The organism is Streptomyces sp. NPDC048337 (assembly GCF_043201175.1).
GTDB lineage: Bacteria > Actinomycetota > Actinomycetes > Streptomycetales > Streptomycetaceae > Streptomyces.
The window spans coordinates 53,470-78,116 of the sequence record NZ_JBICYR010000011.1; the positions used below are offsets into that span (position 1 = coordinate 53,470).

22 protein-coding genes and 1 riboswitch are annotated in these 24,647 nt (G+C 72.0%); of the genes, 8 read left to right on the forward strand and 14 right to left on the reverse strand.

Annotated elements, in window-relative coordinates; translation table 11 throughout:
• Positions 1-62: 62 nt before the first annotated feature.
• Both ACGFYU_RS19420 and ACGFYU_RS19425 read left to right on the forward strand, forming a co-directional pair.
• Positions 63-698, forward strand: coding sequence for a uridine kinase (locus ACGFYU_RS19420; protein WP_393828517.1), 636 nt, complete (start codon positions 63-65; stop codon positions 696-698).
• A gap of 379 nt (positions 699-1,077) precedes the next feature.
• A complete protein-coding gene (locus ACGFYU_RS19425) occupies positions 1,078-2,997 on the forward strand; it encodes an AAA family ATPase (RefSeq protein WP_393828518.1) in 1,920 nt (639 codons plus the stop codon).
• Positions 2,998-3,211: 214 nt separating this feature from the next.
• On the opposite strand, the gene ACGFYU_RS19430 is transcribed toward ACGFYU_RS19425, so the two are convergent.
• The 10 genes from ACGFYU_RS19430 to ribD all read right to left on the reverse strand — a co-directional run bounded on the left by ACGFYU_RS19430 (position 3,212) and on the right by ribD (position 11,898).
• On the reverse strand, positions 3,212-4,255 hold the full coding sequence (locus ACGFYU_RS19430; RefSeq protein WP_393828519.1) for a hemolysin family protein: 1,044 nt from the start codon (positions 4,253-4,255) through the stop codon (positions 3,212-3,214).
• Positions 4,252-5,712: a hemolysin family protein gene (locus ACGFYU_RS19435; RefSeq protein WP_393828520.1), complete on the reverse strand. Its 1,461-nt coding sequence runs from the start codon at positions 5,710-5,712 to the stop codon at positions 4,252-4,254. Before ACGFYU_RS19435 ends, ACGFYU_RS19430 begins: the two co-directional genes overlap by 4 nt.
• A gap of 200 nt (positions 5,713-5,912) precedes the next feature.
• Positions 5,913-6,377, reverse strand: a complete 465-nt coding sequence (locus tag ACGFYU_RS19440) for a PH domain-containing protein (protein ID WP_393828521.1) — start codon at positions 6,375-6,377, stop codon at positions 5,913-5,915.
• Positions 6,378-6,415: 38 nt separating this feature from the next.
• Complete coding sequence (gene hisG, locus ACGFYU_RS19445; protein WP_393828522.1) at positions 6,416-7,264, reverse strand: ATP phosphoribosyltransferase; 849 nt, start codon at positions 7,262-7,264, stop codon at positions 6,416-6,418.
• A 59-nt stretch (positions 7,265-7,323) separates the two neighbouring features.
• Positions 7,324-7,605: a phosphoribosyl-ATP diphosphatase gene (locus ACGFYU_RS19450; RefSeq protein ID WP_393828523.1), complete on the reverse strand. Its 282-nt coding sequence runs from the start codon at positions 7,603-7,605 to the stop codon at positions 7,324-7,326.
• A 58-nt stretch (positions 7,606-7,663) separates the two neighbouring features.
• A complete protein-coding gene (ribH, locus tag ACGFYU_RS19455) occupies positions 7,664-8,149 on the reverse strand; it encodes a 6,7-dimethyl-8-ribityllumazine synthase (RefSeq protein ID WP_007262951.1) in 486 nt (161 codons plus the stop codon).
• Between the two features lie 51 nt (positions 8,150-8,200).
• Positions 8,201-9,499, reverse strand: a complete 1,299-nt coding sequence (locus ACGFYU_RS19460) for a bifunctional 3,4-dihydroxy-2-butanone-4-phosphate synthase/GTP cyclohydrolase II (protein ID WP_393828524.1) — start codon at positions 9,497-9,499, stop codon at positions 8,201-8,203.
• A complete protein-coding gene (locus tag ACGFYU_RS19465) occupies positions 9,496-10,140 on the reverse strand; it encodes a nicotinamide riboside transporter PnuC (protein ID WP_393828677.1) in 645 nt (214 codons plus the stop codon). The genes ACGFYU_RS19460 and ACGFYU_RS19465 overlap by 4 nt, the downstream gene beginning before the upstream one ends.
• A gap of 5 nt (positions 10,141-10,145) precedes the next feature.
• Complete coding sequence (locus ACGFYU_RS19470) at positions 10,146-10,751, reverse strand: riboflavin synthase (protein WP_393828525.1); 606 nt, start codon at positions 10,749-10,751, stop codon at positions 10,146-10,148.
• A gap of 1 nt (position 10,752) precedes the next feature.
• Positions 10,753-11,898: a bifunctional diaminohydroxyphosphoribosylaminopyrimidine deaminase/5-amino-6-(5-phosphoribosylamino)uracil reductase RibD gene (ribD, locus tag ACGFYU_RS19475; RefSeq protein WP_393828526.1), complete on the reverse strand. Its 1,146-nt coding sequence runs from the start codon at positions 11,896-11,898 to the stop codon at positions 10,753-10,755.
• 149 nt (positions 11,899-12,047) lie between these two features.
• Positions 12,048-12,178: riboswitch (FMN riboswitch) on the reverse strand.
• Between the two features lie 286 nt (positions 12,179-12,464).
• Here ribD and ACGFYU_RS19480 point away from each other — a divergent pair.
• From ACGFYU_RS19480 to ACGFYU_RS19490, 3 genes are all read left to right on the forward strand, one after another.
• Complete coding sequence (locus tag ACGFYU_RS19480; RefSeq protein ID WP_393828527.1) at positions 12,465-14,822, forward strand: chitinase C-terminal domain-containing protein; 2,358 nt, start codon at positions 12,465-12,467, stop codon at positions 14,820-14,822.
• Between the two features lie 98 nt (positions 14,823-14,920).
• Positions 14,921-15,811, forward strand: coding sequence for an RNA polymerase sigma-70 factor (locus ACGFYU_RS19485; RefSeq protein ID WP_393828528.1), 891 nt, complete (start codon positions 14,921-14,923; stop codon positions 15,809-15,811).
• Positions 15,812-15,861: 50 nt separating this feature from the next.
• Positions 15,862-16,611, forward strand: coding sequence for an SDR family oxidoreductase (locus tag ACGFYU_RS19490; protein WP_393828529.1), 750 nt, complete (start codon positions 15,862-15,864; stop codon positions 16,609-16,611).
• Positions 16,612-16,670: 59 nt separating this feature from the next.
• On the opposite strand, the gene ACGFYU_RS19495 is transcribed toward ACGFYU_RS19490, so the two are convergent.
• Positions 16,671-17,822 (reverse strand): ROK family transcriptional regulator, encoded by a 1,152-nt coding sequence (locus tag ACGFYU_RS19495; RefSeq protein WP_393828530.1) that lies wholly within the window; start codon positions 17,820-17,822, stop codon positions 16,671-16,673.
• A 147-nt stretch (positions 17,823-17,969) separates the two neighbouring features.
• On the opposite strand from ACGFYU_RS19495, the gene ACGFYU_RS19500 reads away from it, so the two are divergent.
• From ACGFYU_RS19500 to ACGFYU_RS19510, 3 genes are all read left to right on the forward strand, one after another.
• On the forward strand, positions 17,970-19,184 hold the full coding sequence (locus tag ACGFYU_RS19500) for an MFS transporter (protein ID WP_393828531.1): 1,215 nt from the start codon (positions 17,970-17,972) through the stop codon (positions 19,182-19,184).
• A gap of 77 nt (positions 19,185-19,261) precedes the next feature.
• Entirely contained in the window at positions 19,262-20,656 is a 1,395-nt protein-coding gene (locus ACGFYU_RS19505) for a uracil-xanthine permease family protein (protein WP_393828532.1), read from the forward strand.
• 87 nt (positions 20,657-20,743) lie between these two features.
• Positions 20,744-21,403 carry a DUF5995 family protein gene (locus ACGFYU_RS19510; RefSeq protein ID WP_393828533.1) on the forward strand — a complete coding sequence of 220 codons (660 nt, stop codon included), beginning with the start codon at positions 20,744-20,746 and terminating at the stop codon, positions 21,401-21,403.
• Between the two features lie 79 nt (positions 21,404-21,482).
• Here ACGFYU_RS19510 and ACGFYU_RS19515 read toward each other — a convergent pair whose 3' ends face one another.
• From ACGFYU_RS19515 to ACGFYU_RS19525, 3 genes are all read right to left on the reverse strand, one after another.
• Positions 21,483-23,180: a flavin monoamine oxidase family protein gene (locus ACGFYU_RS19515; RefSeq protein WP_393828534.1), complete on the reverse strand. Its 1,698-nt coding sequence runs from the start codon at positions 23,178-23,180 to the stop codon at positions 21,483-21,485.
• Between the two features lie 55 nt (positions 23,181-23,235).
• Positions 23,236-24,036 carry a carbon-nitrogen hydrolase family protein gene (locus ACGFYU_RS19520; protein ID WP_393828535.1) on the reverse strand — a complete coding sequence of 267 codons (801 nt, stop codon included), beginning with the start codon at positions 24,034-24,036 and terminating at the stop codon, positions 23,236-23,238.
• Between the two features lie 165 nt (positions 24,037-24,201).
• Positions 24,202-24,585, reverse strand: a complete 384-nt coding sequence (locus ACGFYU_RS19525) for a hypothetical protein (RefSeq protein WP_393828536.1) — start codon at positions 24,583-24,585, stop codon at positions 24,202-24,204.
• Between the last annotated feature and the right edge of the window lie 62 nt (positions 24,586-24,647).

A 24,647-nucleotide genomic window follows, 5' to 3' on the forward strand; every position in this document is an offset into this window, starting at 1 on the left:
CCAGTTCCCGGCGGCCACGGACCGAAGCCGCCGGTCGTGTCGGGCCTGTCTACCCTGGTCGGGTGGAGCCACAGCAGTCACTTGAGTCACTCGCGCGGGAGCTCGTCGCGCTGCCGCCCTCGCTCGGGCCGGTGCGGCTGATCGGGATCGACGGGCACGCCGGATCCGGGAAGAGCACCTTCGCCGGGCGGCTCGCGCAGGCGCTGGGAGGCGCGCCGGTGCTGCACCTGGACGACGTGGCCACCCACGGGGAACTCTTCGACTGGGAGCGACGGCTGCGCGCACAGGTGCTGGAGCCGCTGGCCGCGGGACGGGCCGCGCACTGGGCCCCGTACGACTGGGTGGAGCGCCGCTTCGGAGCGGTACGGGTCCTGGAGCCGGCGCCGGTGCTCCTCGTCGAGGGGGTCGGGGCCGGCCGGCGGGCGCTGCGCCCGCACCTGGCGCGGCTGCTGTGGATGGAGACGCCGCGCGCGCAGTCCTGGGGGCGCGGGCGCGACCGGGACGGGCGTGAACTTTCCGACTTCTGGGACGGATGGGAGCGCGCGGAGCTCGCGCACTTCTCGGACGACCCTTCGCGCCCCTTCGCCGACACTCTGGTGCGCCAGAGCGGTACGGGATACGAGTGGTCTTCCGGGGCGGATGCAGCCTCGGGAACGCCCGCTTCCGTCACCGAAGGTGACGAACTCCCCCGGGCCTGAGCGGCTGTGGAGATCGGCTCCGCCGGGCCTCCACCGACCTGCTTGACCTGGGGCCCGCGACGGCCTTACGTTCTCAATGCGCGGCCTTTACCGGCTGCCGCGGACACGAAGCCCCCGATTGTTCCCCCGTGATCGGGGGCTTCGTTCTGCCCGCGGACCCGCCCCGCACCCGTGTCACACGAGGCGAATCCCCTCCGCTCCTTCACCCTGCGTCACCGCGTGCGCCCGGGGCGCACACCCGAACCACGGCCGCGGCACCCTACGTAAGGTGCGAAACCGCAGGTACGATGCAGCCCTGATTTCATCGGCGCCGTAGGCAACTCGCATGCTCGAAGCGGGGGTTGCCGCGCACCACGGGGGCAGGCTTGTGGGGGACGTGATGGATTTCGGCACGCCGGGCAGCGCACACGCCCCGGCCGAGCTCGCCTGGCTCCGCGGAGTCGACGCCTGCACCATGGGCGCGTATCCGCAGGCCGAGGAGGAGTTCCGGGCGGCCGTACGACTCGATCCCGCGATGGCCGACGCATGGCTGGGCCTGCACGCGCTACGGGTCGACACCACCAACGCCTTATTGCGCATGTACGCGCACCGGGAGCGCTTCGGCGAGCAGCGCACCCGGCACCGGCGGACGCTGAACTCCTGGTACTGGCTGGGCTGGTGGGTGCAGCCGGTCCTGGAGAGCCGGCGGGACCTGCTGCTGGCCCACGCCTCGCACTGGCTGGACGGCCGCCACGTGCCCGAGCTGGACCAGGCGCTGGCCGCGCTGCCGCCGGTGGACACCGATCCACAGGTCCGGTTCCTGCACGCCTGCCGGGCCTACCTGGTCAAGGACTGGGAGCAGTTGGTCCGACACACCGAGCCGCTCGTGGACGATCCGCTGCTGGGCATCGAGGCGGGCCTGTTCGGCGGGATGGCCCGGGTCCGGCTGGAGATGTACGGGCAGGCGGAGCCGCTGCTGTCGGCGGCGCTGATGCGCTGCCGCAGCGAGCAGCCGCAGCGCAAGGAGCTGCGGTACTGGCTGGCGCGGGCGCACGAGGGCACCGGACGCAGCGCGGCGGCGCTGCCCCTGTACCGGGCGGTGCACCGGGTGGATCCCTCCTTCATGGACACCGCGGCGCGGCTGACGGCGATCGAGGACGGCGACGACACCGACGGCATGGCCGACCTGGCGAACATGGCGGGGTACTCCGGGTACGGCACGTACGCCGGGCACGGCCCGTCCCCGGTCGGCGGGAACTTCGCGGCGCTGACGCTCGGCGGCGGGCCCGTCCAGGACATCGCGGCGGACGGCCAGGCGGAGTCCGACCCGCTGACCGCGGCGCCGCCTCCGTCGGGCCGGATGGAGGGCGTACGGCGCAAGGTGGCCGTCCCGCCGCAGGGCGCGCCCGAGGGGCTGCCGGCCGGGCCGGCCGATCCCGAGGCGCTCGCCGAGGCGCTGGCGGAGCTGGAGCGGATGGTGGGCCTGGAGCCCGTCAAACGGCAGGTGAAGGCGCTGTCCGCGCAGCTGCACATGGCGCGGCTGAGAGCGGGTCAGGGACTGCCGGTGCAGCCGCCGAAACGCCACTTCGTCTTCTCGGGGCCGTCGGGGACGGGCAAGACGACGGTGGCGCGGATCCTGGGGCGGGTCTTCTACGCGCTGGGGCTGCTGGGCGGGGACCACCTGGTGGAGGCCCAGCGGGCGGATCTGGTGGGAGAGTTCCTCGGCCAGACCGCCGTGAAGGCGAACGAGCTGATCGATTCGGCGATCGGCGGGGTGCTGTTCGTGGACGAGGCGTACTCGCTGTCGAACTCGGGCTACAGCAAGGGTGACGCGTACGGGGACGAGGCGCTGCAGGTGCTCCTGAAGCGGGCCGAGGACAACCGGGACCACCTGGTGGTGATCCTGGCGGGGTACCCGGCCGGGATGGACCGGCTGCTGGCGGCCAATCCGGGGCTGTCCTCGCGGTTCACCACACGGGTGGACTTCCCCAGCTACCGGCCGCTGGAACTGACCGCGATCGGCGGGGTCCTGGCGGATGCGAACGGGGACCGGTGGGACGAGGAGGCGCTGGAGGAGCTGCGGAGCATCAGCGGGCACGTGGTGGAGCAGGGGTGGATCGACGAGCTGGGGAACGGGCGGTTCCTGCGGACCCTGTACGAGAAGAGCTGCGCGTACCGGGATCTGCGGCTCGCCGGCTTCGCCGGGGATCCGTCGCGGGACGACCTGGCCACGCTCCGGCTGGCGGACCTGATGCAGGCCTACGGGGAGGTCCTGTCGGGCCGCGGCCCCCAGGAACGCCCCGAGCCGCCGCCCCTGTAGCCGGGGCCGGGCCGCGGGTGCCGCTGCGCGGAGCTGTCCCCCACCCCGCCCCTTCCCGAAGCCGGGGCTCCGCCCCAAACCCCGGCCCTCAAACGCCGGGCGGGCTGAAAATGCCGCTGCGCGGCATTTCCGCCTCGCCGGCGTTTGAGGCGCGGGTCCGGGCAGCGCCCGGGGAACGGTGGAAGGGCGGGTAGGGGACCGCTCCGCGCAGCGGCTACGCCCCCCGCACGTACGACCGGTGCGACGGGTCGCGGACCTCTCCCACCAGCATCTCCAGGACGTCCTCCAGGGCGACGAGCCCCAGCACCCGCCCGCCCGCATCGGCGACCTGCGCCAAGTGGGTGGCGTCCCGCCGCATGACGCTGAGGGCGTCGTCCAGCGGGAGGGTCGCGGACAGGGTCGTCATCCGGCGCCAGACCCGCTGCGGCACGGCCCGTTCCCGTTCCTCCAGGTCCAGGACGTCCTTGACGTGCAGGTAGCCCATGAAGGCGCCGCTGTCGGACCGGACGGGGAAGCGGGAGTAGCCGGTGCGCACCGTGAGCTGTTCGATCTGGCGCGGGGTGGCGGAGGGGCCGACCGTGACGATGCGGTCCCTCGCCAGGAGGACGTCGGTGACCGGGCGGCTGCCCAGCTCCAGGGCGTCCTCCAGCCGCTCCTGCTCGCCCGGCTCCAGGAGCCCGGCCTGCCGGGAGTCCTCGACGAGCCGGCCGAGCTGGGCGCTGGTGTAGACGGCCTCGACCTCGTCCTTGGGCTCGACCTTGAAGAGCCGCAGGACGAGCGCGGCGCATGCGCCCAGGGCGGTGGTCACCGGACCGCAGACACGGGCGAAGGCGACCAGGCCGGGGCTGAACCACAGGGCGGTCTTCTCGGGGGCGGCCATGGCGAGGTTCTTGGGGACCATCTCGCCGATGACCAGGTGGAGGAAGACCACCGCGGACAGGGCGACCACGTAGCCCAGGGGGTGGATCAGGCCCTGCGGTACGTGGACGGCGTGGAAGACGGGCTCCAGCAGCCGGGCCACGGTGGGCTCGGCGACCGCGCCGAGGGTGAGCGAGCACATGGTGATGCCGAACTGGGCGGCGGCCATCATGCGGGGCAGGTTCTCCAGGCCGTGGAGCACCTGGCGGGCCCGCTTGGAGTCGGCCGCGAGGGGCTCGACCTGGCTGCGCCGTACGGAGACGAGGGCGAACTCGGCTCCGACGAAGAAGCCGTTGGCGAGGACCAGCAGCACGGCGAAGAGGAGTTGGAGCGCGTTCATCGGGACGCGCCCTCCAGCTCGGCCGGCTGCGGGGCCGGATCGCCGGTGCGGCCGGGGCCCATCCGGGCCCCGGCGGCCGCCGGCTGCGCTCCGGCCCCCGCGCGTACGGCCTCGGGAGCGGACCCGTACGCACCGGCCGCGGGCACCGACGTCAGCCGGACCAGCCGCACCCGCTCGGCACGGTTGCGGCCGACCTGGCGGACGGACAGCTTCCAGCCGGGGAGCTCCGCGCGGTCCCCGGGGGCGGGGATCCGGCCGAGGAGGTCGGCGACGAGACCGGCGACGGTCTCGTACGGCCCTTCGGGCACCTCGAGGCCTATCCGGCGCAGGGTCTGCACCCGGCAGCTGCCGTCGGCCTCCCAGGAGGGGCGGCCGTCCTCGGCGGGCACGGCGGCCAGCTCGGGGCTGTCGTCCTCCATGAGGTCGTGCTCGTCGCGGACCTCGCCGACGAGTTCCTCGACGATGTCCTCCAGGGTGACCACCCCGGCCGTACCGCCGTACTCGTCGACGACGACGGCCATGGGCTGTTCGCTGCGCAGCCGCTCCAGCAGCGGCTGCACGGGCAGGGAGCCGGGCACCAGCAGCGGGGCGACGCAGATCCGCGCGACGACGGTGCGGGCGCGTTCGGACTCGGGCACGGCGAGGGCGTCCTTGAGGTGGACCATTCCGGTGATCTCGTCGATGCGGTCGCGGTAGACCGGGAAGCGGGACAGGCCGGTGGCGCGGGTCAGGTTGAGCACGTCGGCCGCGGTGGCCGTGTGCATGAGGGCGCTGACCTTCACGCGGGGGGTCATGACGTGCTGGGCGGTGAGCTCGCCCAGCGAGAGGGTCCGTACGAAGAGGTCGGCGGTGTCCTGTTCGAGGGCGCCGGCCTGGGCCGAATGGCGGACCAGGGAGACCAGTTCGCCGGGGGTGCGGGCGGAGGCCATCTCCTCGGTCGGCTCGACGCCCAGGGCCCGTACGAGCCGGTTGGCGACGGCGTTGAGGCCGGCGATGACCGGCCGGAAGGCGCGGGAGAAGGCCTGTTGGGGGCCGGCGACGAAGCGGGCCACCTGGAGGGGCCGGGAGACCGCCCAGTTCTTCGGGACGAGCTCGCCGACGACCATCTGGACGGCGGAGGCGAGCAGCATGCCGATGACGACGGAGACACCGGAGGCGGCTCCCTCGGGGAGGCCGGTCGCGGCGAGCGGCCCGGCCAGCAGTGCGGCGAGGGCGGGCTCGGCGAGCATGCCGACGACGAGGGAGGTGATGGTGATGCCGAGCTGGGTGCCGGAGAGCTGGAAGGACAGCTCCCGCAGGGCCTTGACGACCGTGCGGGCACGGCGGTCACCCTCGGCTGCGGCGCGCTCGGCCTCGGGCTTCTCCACGGTGACCAGCCCGAATTCGGCTGCCACGAAGAATCCGTTGGCGAGGATCAGTACGAAAGCCGCCACGAGAAGGAGTAGCGGGATGGTCATGCCGCCGCCTCCGTGGGGAGGGCGGCGCGGGTATTACCGGACGATCCGTCCATTGCTGGAGGGAGTCACTCCTCAAGTCGCAGGTGACCCGCAGGCCCCGGGGGCCCGGGGCGAGTGGGAGGGCGCACGGCTGCGCCCCGCACCAGGGTAGTCATTGAGATCGCGGCCGCAACGGTACGCAGCGACGAGGCTCGGCGGGGTCAGTGGTCGTTTTCGCCGGTTCCGCGCGATTCGGCGAGGGCGCGCAGGGCGCGGGCGTCGCCGATCGCCTGGGCCTTGGCGACACCGGGCTGGATGCCGAGGACGGGCAGGCTGGTGCCGTCGCTGAGGTCGAGGAACACCCACGGGTCGCCCGGGCGGAGGTTGACGCGCAGGATCTGCGCCCATTCCAGGCGGCGGGTGGTGGTCAGGTTCACGACGGTGACCCCCGCCTCGTCCGCGACCACCTTGGGGCGGCTGAGGAGGACGAGGACGGAGGTCAGCAGCACGGCGGTGAAGACGAAGCTGATCCGCTCCCCCGGGCTGAGGTTCTCCAGCAGGAAGGCGATCGCCGTGATGGTGGCGAACATGGCGAGCCCGACGCTCAGCAGGACGGCCCGGGTACGGGTCGGCCGGAAGGTGACCGGCAGGGCGGGCGGTACGGGCTGGGCGGCGGACTCGGCCATGGTGGTTCGGATGCCTTCTGGAGTTGTCGTGCGGCGGGTCAGAGACGGCAGGCGTGGATCGAGGTGGTGAGGATCGCGCGCGCGCCGAGCTCGTACAGGTCGTCCATGATCCGCTGGGCCTCCTTGGCCGGGACCATGGCGCGGACCGCGACCCAGCCTTCGTTGTGCAGCGGGGAGACGGTCGGCGACTCCAGGCCCGGGGTGAGGGCGACCGCGCGCTCCAGGTGCTCGGCGCGGCAGTCGTAGTCCATCATCACGTAGCTGCGGGCCACCAGGACGCCCTGGAGGCGGCGCAGGAACTGCTGGGCCTGCGGGTCGTCCGGGTCGGTGCCGTTGCCGCGGATGACGACGGCCTCGGAGGTCAGGATCGGCTCGCCGATGACCTCCAGGCCGGCGTTGCGCAGGCTGGTGCCGGTCTCGACGACGTCCGCGATGATCTGGGCGACGCCCAGCTGGATCGCGGTCTCCACGGCGCCGTCGAGGTGCACGACGGAGGCGTCGATGCCCAGGTCGGCGAGGTGCTTGGCGACGATTCCCTCGTACGAGGTGGCGATCGTCATGCCCTGGAAGTCCTGGGGGCCCTTCGCGGTGCCGGGCTTGGTGGCGTAGCGGAAGGTGGAGCGCCCGAAGTTCAGCGGCAGGATCTCCTCGGCGGAGGCGCCGGAGTCGAGCAGCAGGTCACGGCCGGTGATGCCGATGTCGAGCTTGCCCGAGGAGACGTAGATCGCGATGTCCTTGGGGCGGAGGTAGAAGAACTCCACCTCGTTCTCGGGGTCGACGACCACGAGCTCCTTGGACTCCTTGCGCTGGCGGTAGCCGGCCTCATGGAGCATCGCCGACGCCGGTCCGGAGAGTGAACCCTTGTTGGGGACGGCGATGCGCAGCATGGGGCTTCCTTTGATGCGTGGGTTTTGCGTGAATGACGGGCGGGTGTACGTGCCGGAGCTCAGAGGTGGGAGTAGACGTCGTCAAGGGAGATCCCGCGCGCCACCATCATCACCTGGACGTGGTAGAGCAGCTGGGAGATCTCCTCGGCGGCGGCTTCCTTGCCCTCGTACTCGGCGGCCATCCAGACCTCGGCGGCCTCCTCGACGACCTTCTTGCCGATGGCATGGACGCCCTTGCCCACGAGCTCGGCGGTGCGGGAGGTGCTGGGGTCGCCGTTGGCGGCCTTGAGCTGGAGCTCGGTGAAGAGCTCTTCAAAGCTCTTGGTGGGTTTGTTCGCCATGATGCCCTTAGAGTACGGGTTCACCCGGCCCCCCTGGTGCCGGGGTTCACTCCGTGGACTACCGCCAGGGTTCGCTGACGGTCCGCAGGGTCATGGCGGTGGAGACGGCGGCGGTGACCGCTTCGTGCCCCTTGTCCTCGTTCGACCCTTCGAGTCCGGCGCGGTCCAGCGCCTGCTCGTCGTTGTCGCAGGTCAGGACGCCGAAGCCGACGGGGACTCCGGTGTCGATCGACACCTGCACCAGGCCCTGGGTGACGCCCTGGCAGACGTAGTCGAAGTGCGGGGTGCCGCCGCGGATGACCACGCCGAGGGCGACGATGGCATCGTAACCGCGGCCGGCCAGGACCTTCGCCACGACCGGGAGCTCGAAGCTGCCGGGGACGCGGAGCAGGGTCGGCTCGTCGATGCCCAGCTCGTGCAGGGCCCGCAGGGCGCCGTCGACCAGTCCGTCCATGACCTTCTCGTGCCACTGGGCCGCGATCACGGCGACGCGCAGGTCTCCGCAGTTCTTCACGCTCAGTTCGGGTGCGCCCTTGCCGCTCACAGCTCTGCTCCTCGTGGTTCGTGGATGTTCGTACGGGGTGGTGGTGCGTGCTTACTGGTTGCCGCAGGCGGACGTGGTCACGGCCCCGTCCAGCCAGGGCAGGTCGTGGCCCATCCGGTCCCGCTTGGTGCGCAGGTACCGCAGATTGTGCTCGCCGGCCTCTACGGGCATCGGCTCCCGGCCGGAAACCTTGATCCCGTGCCGTTCGAGGGCGTCGGCCTTGTCGGGGTTGTTGGTCAGCAGCCGCACGCCGCGCACGCCGAGGTCGGCGAGGATCTGCGCGCCGGCCCCGTAGTCGCGGGCGTCGGCGGGCAGGCCCAGCTCCAGGTTGGCGTCGAGGGTGTCGCGGCCGCGCTCCTGGAGCTCGTACGCGCGCAGCTTGGACAGCAGTCCGATACCGCGGCCCTCGTGGCCGCGCAGGTAGATGACGACGCCGCGGCCGGCCTCCCGGATCCGTTCCATGGAGGCGTGCAGCTGGGGGCCGCAGTCGCAGCGCTGGGAGGCGAAGATGTCGCCGGTCAGGCACTCGGAGTGCATCCGGACCAGGATGTCCTCGCCGTCGCCGAGGTCGCCGTGGACGAGGGCGATGTGCTCGACCCCGTCGACGGTGGAGCGGTAGCCGTACGCCGTGAACTCGCCGAAGGCGGTCGGCAGGCTGACCTCGGCCTCGCGGCGGACGGTGGGCTCGGCGGAGCGGCGGTAGGCGATCAGGTCCTCGATGGAGATGATCGTCAGGCCGTGCTTGCGGGCGAAGGGGATCAGCTCGGGCAGGCGCAGCATGACGCCGTCCTCGCCGGCGATCTCCACGATGGCGCCGGCGGGGCGCAGGCCCGCGAGGCGGGCGAGGTCGACGGCGGCCTCGGTGTGGCCGTTGCGGACCAGGACACCGCCGGGCTTGGCGCGCAGCGGGAAGATGTGGCCGGGGCGGACGAAGTCGCCGGGCTCGGAGGTCCCGGCGGCGAGCAGCCGCAGGGTGGTGGCGCGGTCGGCGGCGGAGATGCCGGTGGTGACGCCGTGGGCGCCGCTCGCGTCGACGGAGACGGTGAAGGCGGTCTGCATCGACTCGGTGTTGTGCTGGACCATCTGGGGCAGTTCGAGCCGGTCCAGCTCCGGGGCCTCCATGGGGGCGCAGATCAGGCCGCGGCACTCGCTCATCATGAAGGCGACGATCTCGGGGGTGGCCTTCTCGGCGGCGATGACGAGGTCGCCCTCGTTCTCGCGGTCCTCGTCGTCGACGACGACGATGGGCCGGCCGGCGGCGATGTCGCGGATGGCCTGCTCGACGGGGTCGAGGCGGAAGGTCTCCTCGGGGACGTCGAGCAGGTGGGGCACGGGGTTGAGGGAGGTCATGCCGTTGCTCCTTCCAGGGCCGGGGCGGGGGTGGTGCGCGAGCGGAGCCACCAGTCGCGCATGCCCCACAGGACGAGCGCGCCGTAGATGACGTAGACGAATCCGGAGAAGGCGTAGCCGTTGGCGAAGTTCAGGGGGACGCCGACCAGGTCGACCAGGAGCCAGGCGAACCAGAACTCGACCATGCCGCGCGACTGGGCGTACATGGCGACGATCGTGCCGACGAAGATGTAGGCGTCGGGCCAGGGGTCCCAGGACAGGGCCGGGTAGGCGGTGAACAGCAGCGCGACGGCGACGGTACCGACGGCGGCTGCGCCCACCAGGGCGCCGCGTTCGCGCCAGGTGGCGAACCGGACCGCGAGCCCGCCGTCCTGGGCCTGCTGCCGGCCCCGGTGCCACTGGGCCCAGCCCCAGGCGGCGACGAGCATGACGACGACCTGCTTGCCGGCGCTGCCGGACAGGTGCCCGGCGGCGAAGGCCACGAAGAGGATGACGCCCGAGAGGAACTGGGCGGGCCAGGTCCATATGGAGCGCCGCCAGCCGAGGGCGAGGGCGATCAGACCGATCGTGTTGCCGATCATGTCGGACCACTTGATGTGCTGGCCGAAGGCGGTGAAGGCCTCGGAGTTCAGCCAGTTCAGCGTGCTCACTCCGCCGCCTTCCGGTCCGCGCCGAGCAGGCGCTCGACGTACTTGGCGAGGACGTCGACCTCGAGGTTGACCGGGTCGCCGTTGGTCTTGAGACCGAGCGTGGTCAGGTTGAGGGTGGTGGGGATCAGGCTCACGGAGAACCGGTCGGCGGCGGCCTCCACCACGGTGAGGCTGACGCCGTCGACCGTGATGGAGCCCTTCTCCACGACGTACTTCGCGAGGTTCTCCGGGAGGGAGATCTCGACGATCACCCAGTGCTCGGAGGGGGTCCGGCCGAGGATCCTGCCGGTGCCGTCCACGTGTCCCTGGACCAGGTGGCCGCCGAGGCGTCCGCCGAGGGCCATGGGGCGCTCCAGGTTGACCCGGGAGCCCTTGGTGAGGGCGCCGAGGCTGGAGCGGTTGAGGGTTTCCTGCATGACGTCGGCGGTGAACTCGCCGTCGGCGGTCTCCACGACGGTCAGGCAGACGCCGTTGACGGCGATGGAGTCGCCGTGCTTGGCGCCCTCGGTCACGACGGGGCCGCGCAGGCGGAAGCGGGAGGCTTCCGCGAGCTCCTCGACGGCGATGACCTCGCCCAGTTCTTCGACGATTCCGGTGAACACTTCAGTGCTCCTTGTGGGCTGTGGGGACGGACGGAGCCGTGGGGACGGCGGTGATGCGGATGTCTGTGCCGATGCGGACGGTCTCGGTGATCCGGAGCCGGAGCGCTTCGGTGAGGGTGCCGATGCCGGCGTCGGCGAGGGCCGCGGGGCCCGCGCCGAGGAGGACCGGGGCGAGGTAGCCGACGACCTTGTCGACGGCGCCCGCCGCGACGAAGGCCCCGGCGAGGGTCGGGCCGCCTTCGAGGAGGACGGAGCGGACCCCGCGGCGGTCCAGCTCGGCGAGGAGGGCGTCCACGGAGATCCCGTACTTGTCGTGCGGGAGCCGGGCCAGCTCGACCCCGGCGAGGTGGCGGGTGTCGGCGTCCTCGGCGACGGCGATGAGGGTGGGTGCGGCCTCGTCGAGGACGCGGGCGGTGGGCAGGATGGTGGCGTGGGTGTCCAGGACGACGCGCAGGGGCTGGTCGGCGCCTTCGATGCCGCGGACCGCGAGGTGCGGGTCGTCGGCGCGCAGGGTGCCGGAGCCGACGACGATGGCGTCGGCCTCGGCGCGCAGCCGGTGGACGTCGGCGCGGGACTCCGGGGAGCTGATCCAGCGGCTGGTGCCGTCGGCGGCGGCGATCCTGCCGTCGAGGGTGGCGGCGTACTTCCACAGGATGTAGGGGCGGCCCAGGCGTACGGAGGTCAGCCAGGCGATGTTCCCGGCCTCGGCCTCGTCCGCCAGCAGCCCGGCCCCGGTCTCGATCCCGGCGGCGCGCAGGGTGGCTCCCCCACCGCTGGCCTGCGGGTTCGGGTCGGAGACGGCGTAGACGACGCGGGCGATGCCGGCCTCGATGAGGGCCTGGGCGCAGGGTCCCGTACGGCCGGTGTGGTTGCAGGGTTCGAGGGTGACGTAGGCGGTGCCGCCACGGGCGGCGGTGCCGGCCGCGCGCAGGGCGTGGACCTCGGCGTGCGGGCCGCCGGCGCGCTCGTGCCAGCCTTCGCCGACGACGGTGCCCGTGGCGTCGGTGATGACGCAGCCGACGACCGGGTTGGGGCTGGTGGAGCCGAGTCCGCGGGCGGCGAGCTCGATGGCTCGGCGCATGGCGCGGGTGCCCGCGTCGGGTGCTGCGTGCGCGGCGTGTGTCGCCACCGGGTCCTCCTGCCTCATCGGGCACGGACTCCGGGGCCTGTCGGGATACGACAGATGAAGCGGTACAGCTCACACGGGGGCGCCGAGGCCGGAAAACGGTCCGATCGGGCATATCCCTGGGGATACGCCGACGAACCGCCGACGGCGGCGTACCGGTGACTGGCCCGCCGCGCACTGCCTCCCATCCGGACTTTAACCGTCGGTCCAGGAATCTCACCTGGTCAACCGGCCGCTGGCTGCGGACGGGTCGCGGACTATAACCGCCGGTTCGGAATTACACCGACCCCGGAGTGCGCTGCTACTGGTACTGAAGCCAGTCTGCCACGGGTGATCGGCGGCCATGCGGGTGATGGGGTGTGGCCTGGCTCACATGAGCCCACTTTCGAGAGTCCGTCAAGTGGACCCGGGGTTGGTCCAGACCTATTGACGGGTTGGTCTAGTCCTCTTAACGTTCCCTTCATCTTCCCCCGGGAACAGCCCGTCAGATGTGCGCACGTCACGGGCCAACAAGCGCCACCTTTCTGCATGTTGTGTCTTGCTGTGCCCTGATGTGTCCTGCCATCCTCCCCTCCCCAGGAGGCACAATGCTGTCCCCCACACGTACGAGAGCGATGCTCCTGGCATCCGGCGCCGCAATCGCCGGACTGCTGGTGGGCGGGCTCTCGGCGGGCGTCTCGCACGCCGCCGACAACGAGAGCTGCCGCCCGGACGGGCTGTACAAAACGGCCGGCGTCGACGTCCCGTACTGCTCGGTCTACGACTCCGAAGGCCGCGAGAAGATGGGCGCCGACCACCAGCGCCGCGTCATCGGATACTTCACCGGCTGGCGCGACGGCAGCAACGGCGAGCCCGCCTACCTCGCCAACAACATCCCGTGGTCCAAGGTCACCCACCTGAACTACGCCTTCGCCCACGTGGGCGCCGACAACAAGATCTCCGTCGGCGCGGACAACGCGAACAACGCCGCCACCGGCAAGACCTGGCCGGGCGTGGCGGGCGCCGAGATGGACCCGGCCCTCCCGTACAAGGGCCACTTCAACCAGCTGACCAAGTTCAAGAAGCAGTACCCGAACGTCAAGACGCTGATCTCGGTCGGCGGCTGGGCGGAGACCGGCGGCTACTTCGGGGACGACGGCAACCGGGTCGCCTCCGGCGGCTTCTACTCGATGGCCACCAACGCCGACGGCTCGGTCAACCAGGCCGGCATCGACACCTTCGCCGACTCCTCCGTCGAGTTCATCCGCAAGTACGGGTTCAACGGCGTCGACATCGACTACGAGTACCCGACCACCATGAAGGACGCGGGCAACCCGCTGGACTGGCAGCTGTCCAACGCCCGCCGCGCCGGACTGGTCCAGGGCTACGCCGCCCTGATGAAGTCGCTGCGCGAGAAGCTCGACCGCGCGGGCGCCGCCGACGGCAAGCACTACCTGCTCTCCGTCGCCGCCCCCTCCTCCGGCTACCTGCTGCGGGGCATGGAGACCTTCCAGGTGCAGAAGTACCTGGACTACGTCAACATCATGTCCTACGACCTGCACGGCGCCTGGAACGAGTACGTCGGCCCCAACGCCTCGCTCTTCGACGACGGCAAGGACGCCGAACTGGCGGCCGCCGGCGTCTACTCCACCTCCCAGTACGGCGGCATCGGCTACCTGAACACCGACTGGGCCTACCACTACTTCCGCGGCTCCATGCCCGGCGGGCGCATCAACATCGGCCTGCCCTACTACACCCGCGGCTTCAAGAACGTGCAGGGCGGCACGGACGGCCTGTGGGGCAAGGCCCCCTCGACCACCTGCCCGGCCGGCGCGGGCCTGACCAAGTGCGGCGACGGGGCGGTCGGCATCGACAACCTGTGGCACGACAAGGACACCAACGGGGCCGAGTCCCCGGCGGGCTCCAACCCGATGTGGCACGCCAAGAACCTGGAGAAGGGCGTCGTCGGCGACTACGTCACCAAGTACGGCTTCCCGGCGAACACCACCCTGACCGGCACCTACGCCCGCAAGTACGACTCCACCCTGGTGGCGCCGTGGCTGTGGAACAGCCAGAAGAAGGTCTTCCTGTCGACGGAGGACGAGCAGTCCGTCGCCGCCAAGGCCGACTACGTCGTGAACAAGGGCATCGGCGGCACGATGGTCTGGGAGCTGGCGGGCGACTACGCGTACAACGCGGCCAAGGGCCAGTACGAGATGGGCAGCACGCTCACCACCCTGATGTACGACAAGTTCAAGGCCGCCGCCCCGTACGGCGCCAAGAAGGCGGGCGCCGCCCTGCCCACCCAGGCCGTGGACATCAAGACGGAGTTCACCGAGTTCAAGCTGGGCGACTCCAACTACCCGCTCACCCCGAAGCTCAAGATCACCAACAACACGAACACCACGCTGCCCGGCGGCACCGAGTTCCAGTTCGACTACGGCACCTCGGCCCCGAACAACGCCTCGGACCAGTCCGGCTTCGGCACGACGGTGATCAGCAGCGGACACACCGGCACCAACGTGGGCGGCCTGAAGGGCGACTTCCAGCGGGTCTCCCTCAAGCTCCCGAGCTGGCAGACCCTGGCCCCGGGCGCCTCCGTCGACCTGGCCTTCAACTACTACCTGCCGGTGTCCACGCCCTCCAACTGGACGGTAAACATTTCCGGCACCACCTACGCCCTCGCCGGCGACCTGGCGCGCGGCACCACGCTGACGCAGCCCGGCGGCACCCAGCCCCCGACCACGCCTCCCACCACCCCGCCGACCACTCCCCCGACCACGCCGCCGACCACGCCTCCGGGCGGGACCTGCACCAACCCGGCGTACGTGGCGGGCACGGTCTACAACAGCGGCAACGTCGTCTCCCACAAGGGCCACAACTGGAAGGCCCAGTGGTGGACGCAGAACGAGGAGCCCGGCACGACCGGCGAATGGGGCGTCTGGAAGGACCAGGGCGCCTGCTGACACCCGGTGGGTGAAGCCCTGACGTGAGGACCCGGTGGCCCGGCGGCCACCGGGTCCTCGCACGTGTGCCCGTACGGGCTCCTACGTAGGCTGATCCGGTGAGCACCCATAACTCCGCAGCCATAGCGGACTTCGAGGAACACCGGCCCCGGATGTTCGGCATCGCCTACCGGATGCTCGGCTCCGCCGCCGAGGCCGAGGACACCGTCCAGGAGGCCTACCTGCGCTGGAGCGCCGCCGACCGGAGCGACATCCAGCACTTGGGGGCCTGGCTCGCCAAGGTCGTCACCCACCTGTGCCTCAACACCCTCACCTCGGCCCGGGCGCGGCGCGAGGAGTACGTCGGCCCCTGGCTCCCGGAACCGGTCCTCACCTCCGACGGGGTGCTGGGCCCGCTGGAATCGGCGGAGCAGCGGGAGGGCGTGTCCATGGCACTGCTGGTGCTGCTGGAGCAGCTCACGCCGGCGGAGCGGGCGGTGTACGTGCTGCGCGAGGCCTTCGCCTACGGCCACCGGGAGATCTCCGAGCTCCTCGACCTCTCCGAGGCCAACTGCCGCCAGATCCACCGCCGGGCGACGGCCCGGGTGGCGGCGGGGGCGCCGAAGCCTCGCTTCGCACCGGACCCGGCGCAGTGGCACGGCCTGGTGGAGTCCTTCCTGACCGCCGCGCACAGCGGGGACCTGGCCCGGCTGGAGAGCCTGCTGAGCGCCGATGTCCGGTACGTGTCGGACGGCGGCGGGGTCGTCAGCGCGGCCAGGCGGCCGATCCTGGGCCGGAACAACGTGGCCCGCTTCGCGATCGGGGCGCTGGAGAAGTACGTCGCGGGTGTGCCGGTCACCTTCGCGGAGATCAACGGATCACCCGCGCTGCTCTTCGGCGAGGTGGCGGTCATGATGGTCGAATTCGAGAACGGACTGGTCAGCGGCGTGAGTACGGTGGTCAATCCGGAGAAGCTCGAATTCCTTCGGCGGCAGCTGTCACATTCCTGAGGGCTGTCCGGTCTCCACCGGTGAAGGCACTTCCCCGAGAGGACGACACCATGAGCACCATCCTGGTCACCGGCGGCACCGGCACCCTCGGCTCGCTCGTCAGCGCACGCCTGCGGGCGGCGGGCCACGAGGTCCGCGTCCTCAGCCGGCACGCCCCGGACTACCCCGTCGACCTCGAGGACGGCAGCGGGCTGGACGCGGCGATGGCGGGCGCGGAGGTGGTCGTGCACTGCGCCAGCAACACGCGCCGCGCGGGCAAGGGCGACGAGGTGGGCACCGGGCACCTGATCGAGGCGGCCCGGCGGGCGGGGACCGTCGGCAACATCGTCTACATCTCGATCGTGGGGGTGGACGAGGTCCCCCTCGGCTACTACGAGAGGAAGCTGAGGGTGGAGCGGCTGCTGGAGCAGTCCGGGCTGGGCGTGACGATCCTGCGGACGACGCAGTTCCACGACCTGGTCGCGCAGGTGGTCGACGCGGCGGCGAAGCTGCCGGTCCTGCCGCTGCCGAAGGGGCTACGGTTCCAGCCGATCGCCGTCGAGGAGGTCGCGGACCGCCTGGCGGAACTGGCGGTCCCCACCCCCTCCGGCCGCGTCCCGGACATGGGCGGCCCGGAGATCCGCACCCTCCCGGACCTGGCCCGCAGCTACCTGAACGCAACGGGCCGCAACCGCCGCATCCTCCCCGTCCCCCTGGCAGGCAAGGCCTACGCGGGCTTCCGCCGAGGCGGCCACCTGACCCCGTCCCACGCGGCGGGCCGGGGCACGTTCGAGGAGTACGCGGCGGGGCGTGCGGGCTGACCGCCGGTATTCGCCCCCCTCTCACCGCCGGGCCGGGGCGGGGGTTGCCCACCCACCCCCTACCCCCCGAACACCGCCTCCTGTGCCGCCCCCCGGGCCGCCTCGCGCGCCCCCGACAGGATCGCCGAGCCTCCCAGCGTCGTGGCGCGGACCTCGGTCGGGACCGGGGTCAGGGTGGTCAGGCGGTGGGCGACTCGGGTGGCCAGGGCGGGGCCGCCCGCGCGGCCCAGTTCGCCGGCCAGGACCACGCAGCCCGGGTCCAGGACGGCGGCCACCGCGGCCGCGCCCAGGGCCAGGCGTTCGGCCAGGGCTTCGAGGAAGGCCTCCCCCGCGGCTCCCGCGACGGCTTCCTCCGCCGGGCCCGTGAAGCCGTGCTCGGCCGCCAGGGCCGTCACGGCGTCGCGGCCCGCCAGGGCGTGGAAGCCGCCGCCGCAGTCGGTGGCCGAGGGCAGGGCGCCGGTGCCCGGGACCGGGAGGAAGCCGATCTCGCCGGCTCCGCCGGAGGCGCCCCGGCGCAGCCGGCCGTCGAGGACCACGGCGGCGCCCACCCCCGCGCCGAGCCACAGCAGGACGAAGGAGTCGAGGTCTCGCGCCACGCCCAGGCGCTGTTCTGCGAGGGCGGCCAGGTTGGTCTCGTTCTCGACGATGACCACGGCGGGCAGGCTCCGCTGAAGGGCCGTCACCAGGTCCTTGTGCCAGGCGGGCAGGCCGCTGGTGTGGCGGAGTTCGCCGGTGGCCGGGGCGACGAGGCCGGGGGCTCCGATGACGACGGTGTGCAGTTCGTCGGCGCCGGCCTCGCGGGCGGTGCCCAGCAGGGCCGCCACCGCGTCCTCGGGGGCTCCGACGGGCAGGGCGGCCTCGGCGAGGGGGTGGCCGAGGAGGTCGGTGACGACGGCGGTCACGCTGTCGGTCCGTACGTCCAGGGCGGCCAGGTACGCCCGGCGGGCGACGATTCCGTACAGCTTCGCGTTGGGGCCGCGCCGCTGTTCGCCCGATTCCCCGACGACCTCGATCAGTCCGGCCCCGGTGAGCCGGTCGACGAGGTCGGCGGTCGAGGGGCGGGAGAGGCCGGTCATGGTCTTGAGCTGGGTGGCCGTCAGCGGCCCGGCCTCCTGGAGGAGTTGGAGGGCCAGGCGGTCGTTGATGGCACGGGCCGTGCTCGGCGAGGCCGGCGCCGTCGCGGACGCGGGCTTGGACGCGGGGGCGGTCACGGGCGCCGACGCGGGCCCGGTCGCGAGAGCGCCCGCGGACGCAGGGACGGGAACAGGCCGGGGGGCGGTGGAGGCAGGGGTCACGGCGCCATCCTATGGAGTCGCATCCACTAACTATCAGGTAGGCTCCCTGATAATTTATCTCTCATGACCGGGGAACCAGACCTCAGCCCGGCGCGCCTGCGCCATGCCCGTTTCGCGATCGCCGCCGTCTTCTGCGCCCACGGCGCCGTCACCGGCTCCTTCGCCACCCGCATCCCCTGGATCCAGGAGCACGCCCAGATCGGCGCGGGCACCCTGGGTCTCGCCCTCGCCTTCCCCGCCCTGGGCGCGGCGCTCGCGATGCCGCTGGCCGGGCGGATCAACCACCGCTTCGGCGCCCGCGCCGCACTGCGCGGGCTGCTGGCGCTGTGGACCCTCTCCCTCGTCCTCCCGAGCCTGGCCCCGAACCTGCCCGTCCTCTGCCTCGCGCTCTTCGTCTACGGAGCCACCTCCGGCATGTCGGACGTGGCGATGAACGCGCTCGGCGTGGAGACCGAGAACCGGCTGCGGCGCTCGATCATGTCCTCGCTGCACGGCATGTGGAGCGTGGGCGCGCTGCTCGGCTCGGCCGCCGGTACGGTCGCCGCGCACACGGGGGCCGACGCGCGGCTGCACCACCTGATCGCCGCGTGCGCGCTCACCGCGGCCGGGCTGGTCGCCGTACGGGGGGTGCTCGATCTGAAGTCCGACTCGGACGCGGAGGCTCCGGCGCACTTCGCGCTGCCGCCGAAGTCCGCGGTGCTCATCGGGGCGATCGGCTTCTGCGCGGTCTTCGCGGAGGGCGCGAGTCTTGACTGGTCGGCGGTCTACCTGCGGGACGTCCTGGACACCGACGCCGGTGTGGCGGCGGCCTCCACCACCGCGTTCGCGCTGACCATGGCGGTGGTCCGGCTCGCCGGGGACCGGGTGGTGGACCGGTTCGGGGCGGTGCGCACGGTCCGGGTGGGCGGGGTGTTCGCGACCGCGGGCGGGCTGCTCGTGGTGACGGCCCGCCACCCCGCGGCGGCGATGGCCGGCTTCGGGCTGATCGGGCTCGGCGTCGCGGTGGTGGTCCCGCTGGCCTTCGCGGCCGCGGCGCGCAGCGGGCCGGCCCCGGCGCAGGCGATCGCGGGCGTCGCGACGATCACGTACACGTCGGGGCTGATCGCGCCGTCGGCGATCGGCGCCGTAGCGGACGCGACCTCGCTCGTGGTCTCCTTCGGGCTGGTCACCCTGCTGGCGTTCGCGCTGGTGGCGGGGGCCGCCGTACTGCGGCAGAAGCCGTCCGGGCAGGGTCGCGACCAGGCCAATCGGGACGAACCCGCCGCAATCCGACCGTAAAATGTCGCCGGCCGCACTCCGGACGATCTCCGTGCGGCCTCGACGCTCGACCAGCTGAAGAACGGAAGTGGTGGACCATGGGCCTCGGCGTGCGCTGGACCCTGCACGGAGACGGGCGGACCCCCGCCCCCGGCGCGGTGGTGCGGCCGGACGAGCGGCTCTCGTGGCCGCGGACCGCGGGGCTCGGCGCCCAGCACGTCGTGGCGATGTTCGGCGCGAGCTTCGTCGCGCCGGTGCTGATGGGCCTGGACCCGAACCTGGCCATCATGATGTCCGGCATCGCGACGGTGATCTTCCTCCTCGCGACGCGCGGCCGGGTCCCGTCCTACCTGGGCTGCTCCCTCTCCTTCGTCGGCGTCGCCGCGGCGATCCGCGCCTCGGGCGGGGACAGCGCGGTCGTGACCGGCGCGGTCTTCGTCGTCGGCGCGGCACTGTTCCTCGCCGGTCTCGCGGTGCAGCGCTTCGGCGCGCGGATCATCCACGCGGCGATGCCGCCGGTGGTGACGGGCGCCGTGGTGATGCTGATCGGCTTCAACCTGGCACCGGTGACGGCCTCGACGTACTGGCCGCAGGACCAGTGGACGGCGCTGCTGACGATGCTGTTCACGGGGCTCGCGGTGGTGTGCCTGCGGGGGTTCTGGTCGCGGATCGCGATCTTCCTCGGGCTGGTCTTCGGGTACGGGCTCTCCTGGGTCCTCGACCGGATCTTCGGCAAGATCCACTCCACGGTGGGCGGGCCGGAGGCCGTGGACCACTGGCGCCTGGACCTGTCCGGGGTCGGCAAGGCGGACTGGATCGGGCTGCCGTCCTTCCACGCGCCGGCCTTCGAGTGGTCGGCGATCCTCATCGCGCTGCCCGTGGTGATCGCGCTGATCGCCGAGAACGCCGGGCACATCAAGGCCGTCGGCGAGATGACCGGCGACCCGCTGGACGACGAGCTCGGCACCGCCATCGCGGCGGACGGCGCCGCGTCCATGCTGTCCACGGCGGTCGGCGGCCCGCCGAACACCACGTACTCCGAGAACATCGGGGTCATGGCCGCGACCCGGGTCTACTCCACGGCGGCGTACTGGGCGGCGGCGGGCTTCGCGCTGCTCTTCGGGCTGTGCCCCAAGTTCGGCGCGGTCGTCGCCGCGATCCCGGGCGGGGTGCTCGGCGGCATCACCGTCATCCTGTACGGCATGATCGGCCTGCTCGGCGCCCAGATCTGGATCAACGGGCGGGTGGACCTGCGCAATCCGCTGAACCTGGTGCCGGCCGCGGCGGGCATCATCATCGGTGTCGGCGGGGTCAAGCTGCACATCACCGACAGCTTCGAGCTGGGCGGCATCGCGCTGGGCACGATCGTGGTGATCACGGGCTACCACGCGCTGCGGTACTTCGCCCCCGCGCACCTGAAGCGGCAGGAGCCGCTGCTGGACTCGGGCACCTCCGCCTACGACGACCAGGGCGGTGTTGACATGCCGCGTTGACGCGGGTGTTGACGAGGTTTCGCCCGAACCGGGGAAGCGTACGGCGACGTTCCCCGGATCCGGGGCACTGCCTGCGACTCTGCCCTCATGGAAGCGGTGCTGGCGCGGATGCGCACCCTGGACGAGCGGCTCCCGCCGCAGGACGGTGTCGCCGTCTTCAACCGGGTCTACCTGACGGTGACGGAGACCCTGCACCGGCGGATCGGGAGCGGCGGGTTCCCGGCGCCGCGGCGGGCCGAGACCCTCGGCGTGCGCTTCGCCGAGCGGTACCTGGCGGCCGTGGAGGCGGACCGGGCCCCGGCCTGCTGGCGCCCGCTGCTCCAGTCCCGCCGCCACCCCGGGATCCGCCCGCTGCAGTACGCGCTGGCCGGGATCAACGCGCACATCGGGCACGACCTGGCGGTGGCGGTGGTGTCCACCTGCCGGGCCCTGGACTGCGAGCCCGCCGCCCTCGAAGGCGACTTCGACCGGGTGGGCGACACCCTGGTCGCCCTGGAGGAGCACATCCGGGAGGAGCTGATGCCGGGCCCGGACCTGCTGGAGATCGCCGATCCGCTGACCCACCTGGTCGGCTCGTGGAGCCTGGAGCGGGCCCGCGCGGGCGCCTGGGCGGCGGCCCGTCTGCTGTGGACGCTGCGCCGCTCCCCCGACCTGGCGGAGGAGTTCCGGGAATCCCTGGACGCGGGCGTCGGCCTGGTCGGCCGCTGCCTGCTGACGCCGACGGCCTGTGTCCCCGTACGGGCGTGAGGAGGTACGGGCACGAGAACGGGCCGCCGCCGCGCTCGTGCGCGGGGGCGGCCCGTGGTCATCGGGGGGCCTGAGGGAATCAGTCCTCCGGGAGCTCGACCGGGGCGATCTCGTCGTAGACGTCGCCCGGGCCGGGGTTGGTGGCGTCCGTGGAGCCGCCGAGGTGGTGCATGACGCCCCAGACCGCGTTGAGGGCGGTCTGGACGGCGCCCTCGGCCCAGCCGGCCGTCCAGGAGATGTCGTCGCCGGCGAGGAAGATGCCGCGCTTGTCCTCGGGGAGGCGGTCCTGCATGAAGTGGGTGAACAGGCGCCGCTGGTAGCGGTAGTGGCCCGGCAGGTTGGCCTTGAACGCGCCCATGAAGTAGGGCTCGTTCTCCCAGGACACGGTCACCGGGTTGCCGATGACGTGGCGGCGGATGTCGACCTTGGGGTAGATCTCGCCGAGGGACTTCAGCATGACCTCCATCCGCTCGTTCGCGGACAGCGGCAGCCACTTCAGGCTGTCGTCGCACCAGGTGTAGGAGAGGCAGATGACGGCCGGCTGGTCCGGGCCGTTGTCCAGGAGGTACGTACCGCGGGTCATGCGGTCCGTGAGGGTCATCGACATGACGTCGCGGCCCGTCTCCTCGTCCTTGTCGAGCCAGAAGGGGCGGTCGACGGGGATGAAGAGCTTGCTGGACTCCATGTAGTGGGTGCGCTCGATCGCCGTCCAGTGGTCGATCGGGAAGAGCGTGTCGTCGCACGCGATCTTCGACAGGAGCATCCAGGACTGGGCCGTGAAGATCGCGGCGCGGTACGTACGGATGTCGCCGGACGCGTCGGTGACCGTGATGCGGTTGCCGGCGGTGCGGTGCAGGCGGGTCACCGCGGGGCGCGGGGTGCCCTCGTGCAGGGAGGACAGCGAGGTGCCCTGGGCCCAGTGGACGATCTTCTCGGGCTCGCGCTCCCACAGGCGCAGCGGGAGCTGCTGCGAACCGCCCACGATGCCGCGGTGGTGGTCGTCGGCCTCGGTGTAGACGACGCGCAGGATCTCCAGGATGGAGTTCGGGAAGTCGGTGTCCCAGCCGCCGGTGCCGAAGCCGACCTGGCCGAAGATCTCGCGCTTGCGGAAGGACTGGAAGGCCTCGGACTTGCAGAGGAAGCCGTAGAAGGTCTCGTCGTCGAGCTTCTCGACGAGCTTCGCCCAGATCTCGCGGATGCGCGGGACGTCCCGCTCGCGCATCGCGGTGTTCATGTCGGAGAAATCGGCGCCCTCGTCGAGGCAGGCGTTCCACGCGTCGGCGACGTCGCGGTAGATCTGCGGGAGGTCGGCGATGGTCTCGGCGTAGTGGGTCTCGCCCTTGAGGTCGACGACCGTGGAGGGGGTCGACTCGGCGAGCGGGTTCGGGAAGGGCTCCGTGACCAGGCCGACGAGGTCGATGTAGTGCTGGAGGGCGGTGGAGGACGGCGGGAAGCGCATGGCGCCCATCTCCGCGGTCAGGCCCTCGGTGCCGGCGCCCTCGAAGCCGACGGTGCGCAGGCGGCCGCCGATCTGGTCGGCCTCGTAGACGACGGGCTTGAGGCCCATCTTCATCAGCTCGTAGGCGGAGATGATGCCGGAGAGGCCGCCGCCGATGACGGCGACCTCGGTGCCGTGCTCGGTGGCCGGTATCTGGCCCAGGCCCGCCGGGTGGGCGAGGAAGTCGTCGTACGCGTACGGGAAGTCCGGACCGAACATGGTGATCGGCGGCTGTCCGTCGCTGTGCGGGACGGCGGTGGTGGGCACCGTGGACGTCATGGGGCCACGTCTCCTTGCGGCAGAGCTGAGCGGGGGGGGCGGGAAGCGGGGGGTTTCAGACGAGGGAGGCGTAGAGCCCGGGGCGGCGGTCGCGCAGGTAGGGGTTGGTCGTGCGCGACGCGTGCAGCAGCTCGGGGTCCGCCTCGCCGAACACCAGCTCCTCGCCGCGGCCGGCCCGGGTGCGGGTGACCCCGTCGGGGCTCGCCAGGCAGCTGAGTCCGACGAACTCGAACTCGCCTTCCGGGCCGGTGCGGTTGACGTACGCGATGTACATCTGGTTCTCGAAGGCCCGTACGGGGACGAGCTGTTCGGCGACGAACTGGAACGGGTGCATCTGCGCGGTCGGCACCAGGAGGAGGTCGGTGCCGGCGAGCGCGTGGGCCCGGACGTTCTCGGGGAACTCCACGTCGTAGCAGATCATGATGCCGATGCGGAGGCCGCCGAGGTCCGCCTGGACGACGGGGGTGTCGCCGGGGGTGAAGGCGTCCTGCTCGAAGCAGCCGAAGAGGTGCGTCTTGCGGTAGTTCGCGAGGCGCTCGCCGTCGGGGCCGATGAGCTGGGCCGCGTTGTACACGGCTTCGCCGGACCGCTCGGGGTAGCCGTACAGGACGGCCACCCCGTGGCGGCGGGCGATCTCGCCGATGGCGCGGGCGGACATGCCGTCGGCCGGTTCGGCGAGCCCGGCGATGTCCTGGGGGGCCAGGGCGTAGCCGGTGAGGAACATCTCCGAGGTCACGAGGAGCCCGGCCCCGCTCTGTGCGGCGCGCTCCGCGGCCTCGTCGAGCGCCTTGAGGTTCTCGGCGGTGTCGCCGATCCGTCCGGAGCTCTGGAGGAGTGCGGTGCGCAGCGGGGGCATGGGCTGACCTCTGTGGCAGGAGGGGTGGGGTTCACAAAACGGTACGTTCGCGCGTTCGACCCGGACAAGCCGTGACCGTTGCGCTGCGCGCATCGATTCGTTGCGTGTTGCGGGGCGGGTGCGGTGATTCGTTGCGCGGGGCCGGGTGGGGCCCCGCGCAGCCCCTTACTCGCCGGTACGGAAGGCCGGGTGCGCGGCCAGGAACCGTAGGTCGTCGAGGATGTCGGGGGTGTTGTTGGAGACGACGCGGCCGCTCCAGGTGTCGACGAGGGCGGGGACGGTCAGGTCGCCGTCGAAGTGGTGTCCGGCGGCCTCGTAGGCGAGGCGCAGCGCGGTGTGTCCGGGTGCGTCGGGGTCCGGGCCGAGGTGGGTGGCGGCGACGGAGGTCCCGAGGCCGAGCTCTGCGAGGGCGGCGGTCACGGGCAGGGAGCGGGGACAGCCGGAGGAGAGGTAGAGACGGTAGCGGTGCGGAACGGGGGAGAACCCGGCGCCGAGGCGGCCGCGCAGCTCGGGGGCGGGGGCGGTGCGGGGCAGGACGGTGTGCGACATGACTCTCCTTACGGGGCCGGCCGGGCTCCCGGACTTCCGCGGGCTCCTGGCGGGGGGCTTGC

Coding starts and splice junctions, on each gene's coding strand:
- ACGFYU_RS19425 (WP_393828518.1), top strand. CDS start 1,078: ATGGATTTCGGCACGCCGGGCAGCGCACACGCCCCGGCCGAGCTCGCC.
- ACGFYU_RS19430 (WP_393828519.1), bottom strand. CDS start 4,255: ATGAACGCGCTCCAACTCCTCTTCGCCGTGCTGCTGGTCCTCGCCAAC.
- ACGFYU_RS19435 (WP_393828520.1), bottom strand. CDS start 5,712: ATGACCATCCCGCTACTCCTTCTCGTGGCGGCTTTCGTACTGATCCTC.
- ACGFYU_RS19440 (WP_393828521.1), bottom strand. CDS start 6,377: ATGGCCGAGTCCGCCGCCCAGCCCGTACCGCCCGCCCTGCCGGTCACC.
- hisG (WP_393828522.1), bottom strand. CDS start 7,264: ATGCTGCGCATCGCCGTCCCCAACAAGGGTTCACTCTCCGGACCGGCG.
- ACGFYU_RS19450 (WP_393828523.1), bottom strand. CDS start 7,605: ATGGCGAACAAACCCACCAAGAGCTTTGAAGAGCTCTTCACCGAGCTC.
- ACGFYU_RS19460 (WP_393828524.1), bottom strand. CDS start 9,499: ATGACCTCCCTCAACCCCGTGCCCCACCTGCTCGACGTCCCCGAGGAG.
- ribD (WP_393828526.1), bottom strand. CDS start 11,898: ATGAGGCAGGAGGACCCGGTGGCGACACACGCCGCGCACGCAGCACCC.
- ACGFYU_RS19480 (WP_393828527.1), top strand. CDS start 12,465: ATGCTGTCCCCCACACGTACGAGAGCGATGCTCCTGGCATCCGGCGCC.
- ACGFYU_RS19490 (WP_393828529.1), top strand. CDS start 15,862: ATGAGCACCATCCTGGTCACCGGCGGCACCGGCACCCTCGGCTCGCTC.
- ACGFYU_RS19500 (WP_393828531.1), top strand. CDS start 17,970: ATGACCGGGGAACCAGACCTCAGCCCGGCGCGCCTGCGCCATGCCCGT.
- ACGFYU_RS19505 (WP_393828532.1), top strand. CDS start 19,262: ATGGGCCTCGGCGTGCGCTGGACCCTGCACGGAGACGGGCGGACCCCC.
- ACGFYU_RS19510 (WP_393828533.1), top strand. CDS start 20,744: ATGGAAGCGGTGCTGGCGCGGATGCGCACCCTGGACGAGCGGCTCCCG.
- ACGFYU_RS19515 (WP_393828534.1), bottom strand. CDS start 23,180: ATGACGTCCACGGTGCCCACCACCGCCGTCCCGCACAGCGACGGACAG.
- ACGFYU_RS19520 (WP_393828535.1), bottom strand. CDS start 24,036: ATGCCCCCGCTGCGCACCGCACTCCTCCAGAGCTCCGGACGGATCGGC.
- ACGFYU_RS19525 (WP_393828536.1), bottom strand. CDS start 24,585: ATGTCGCACACCGTCCTGCCCCGCACCGCCCCCGCCCCCGAGCTGCGC.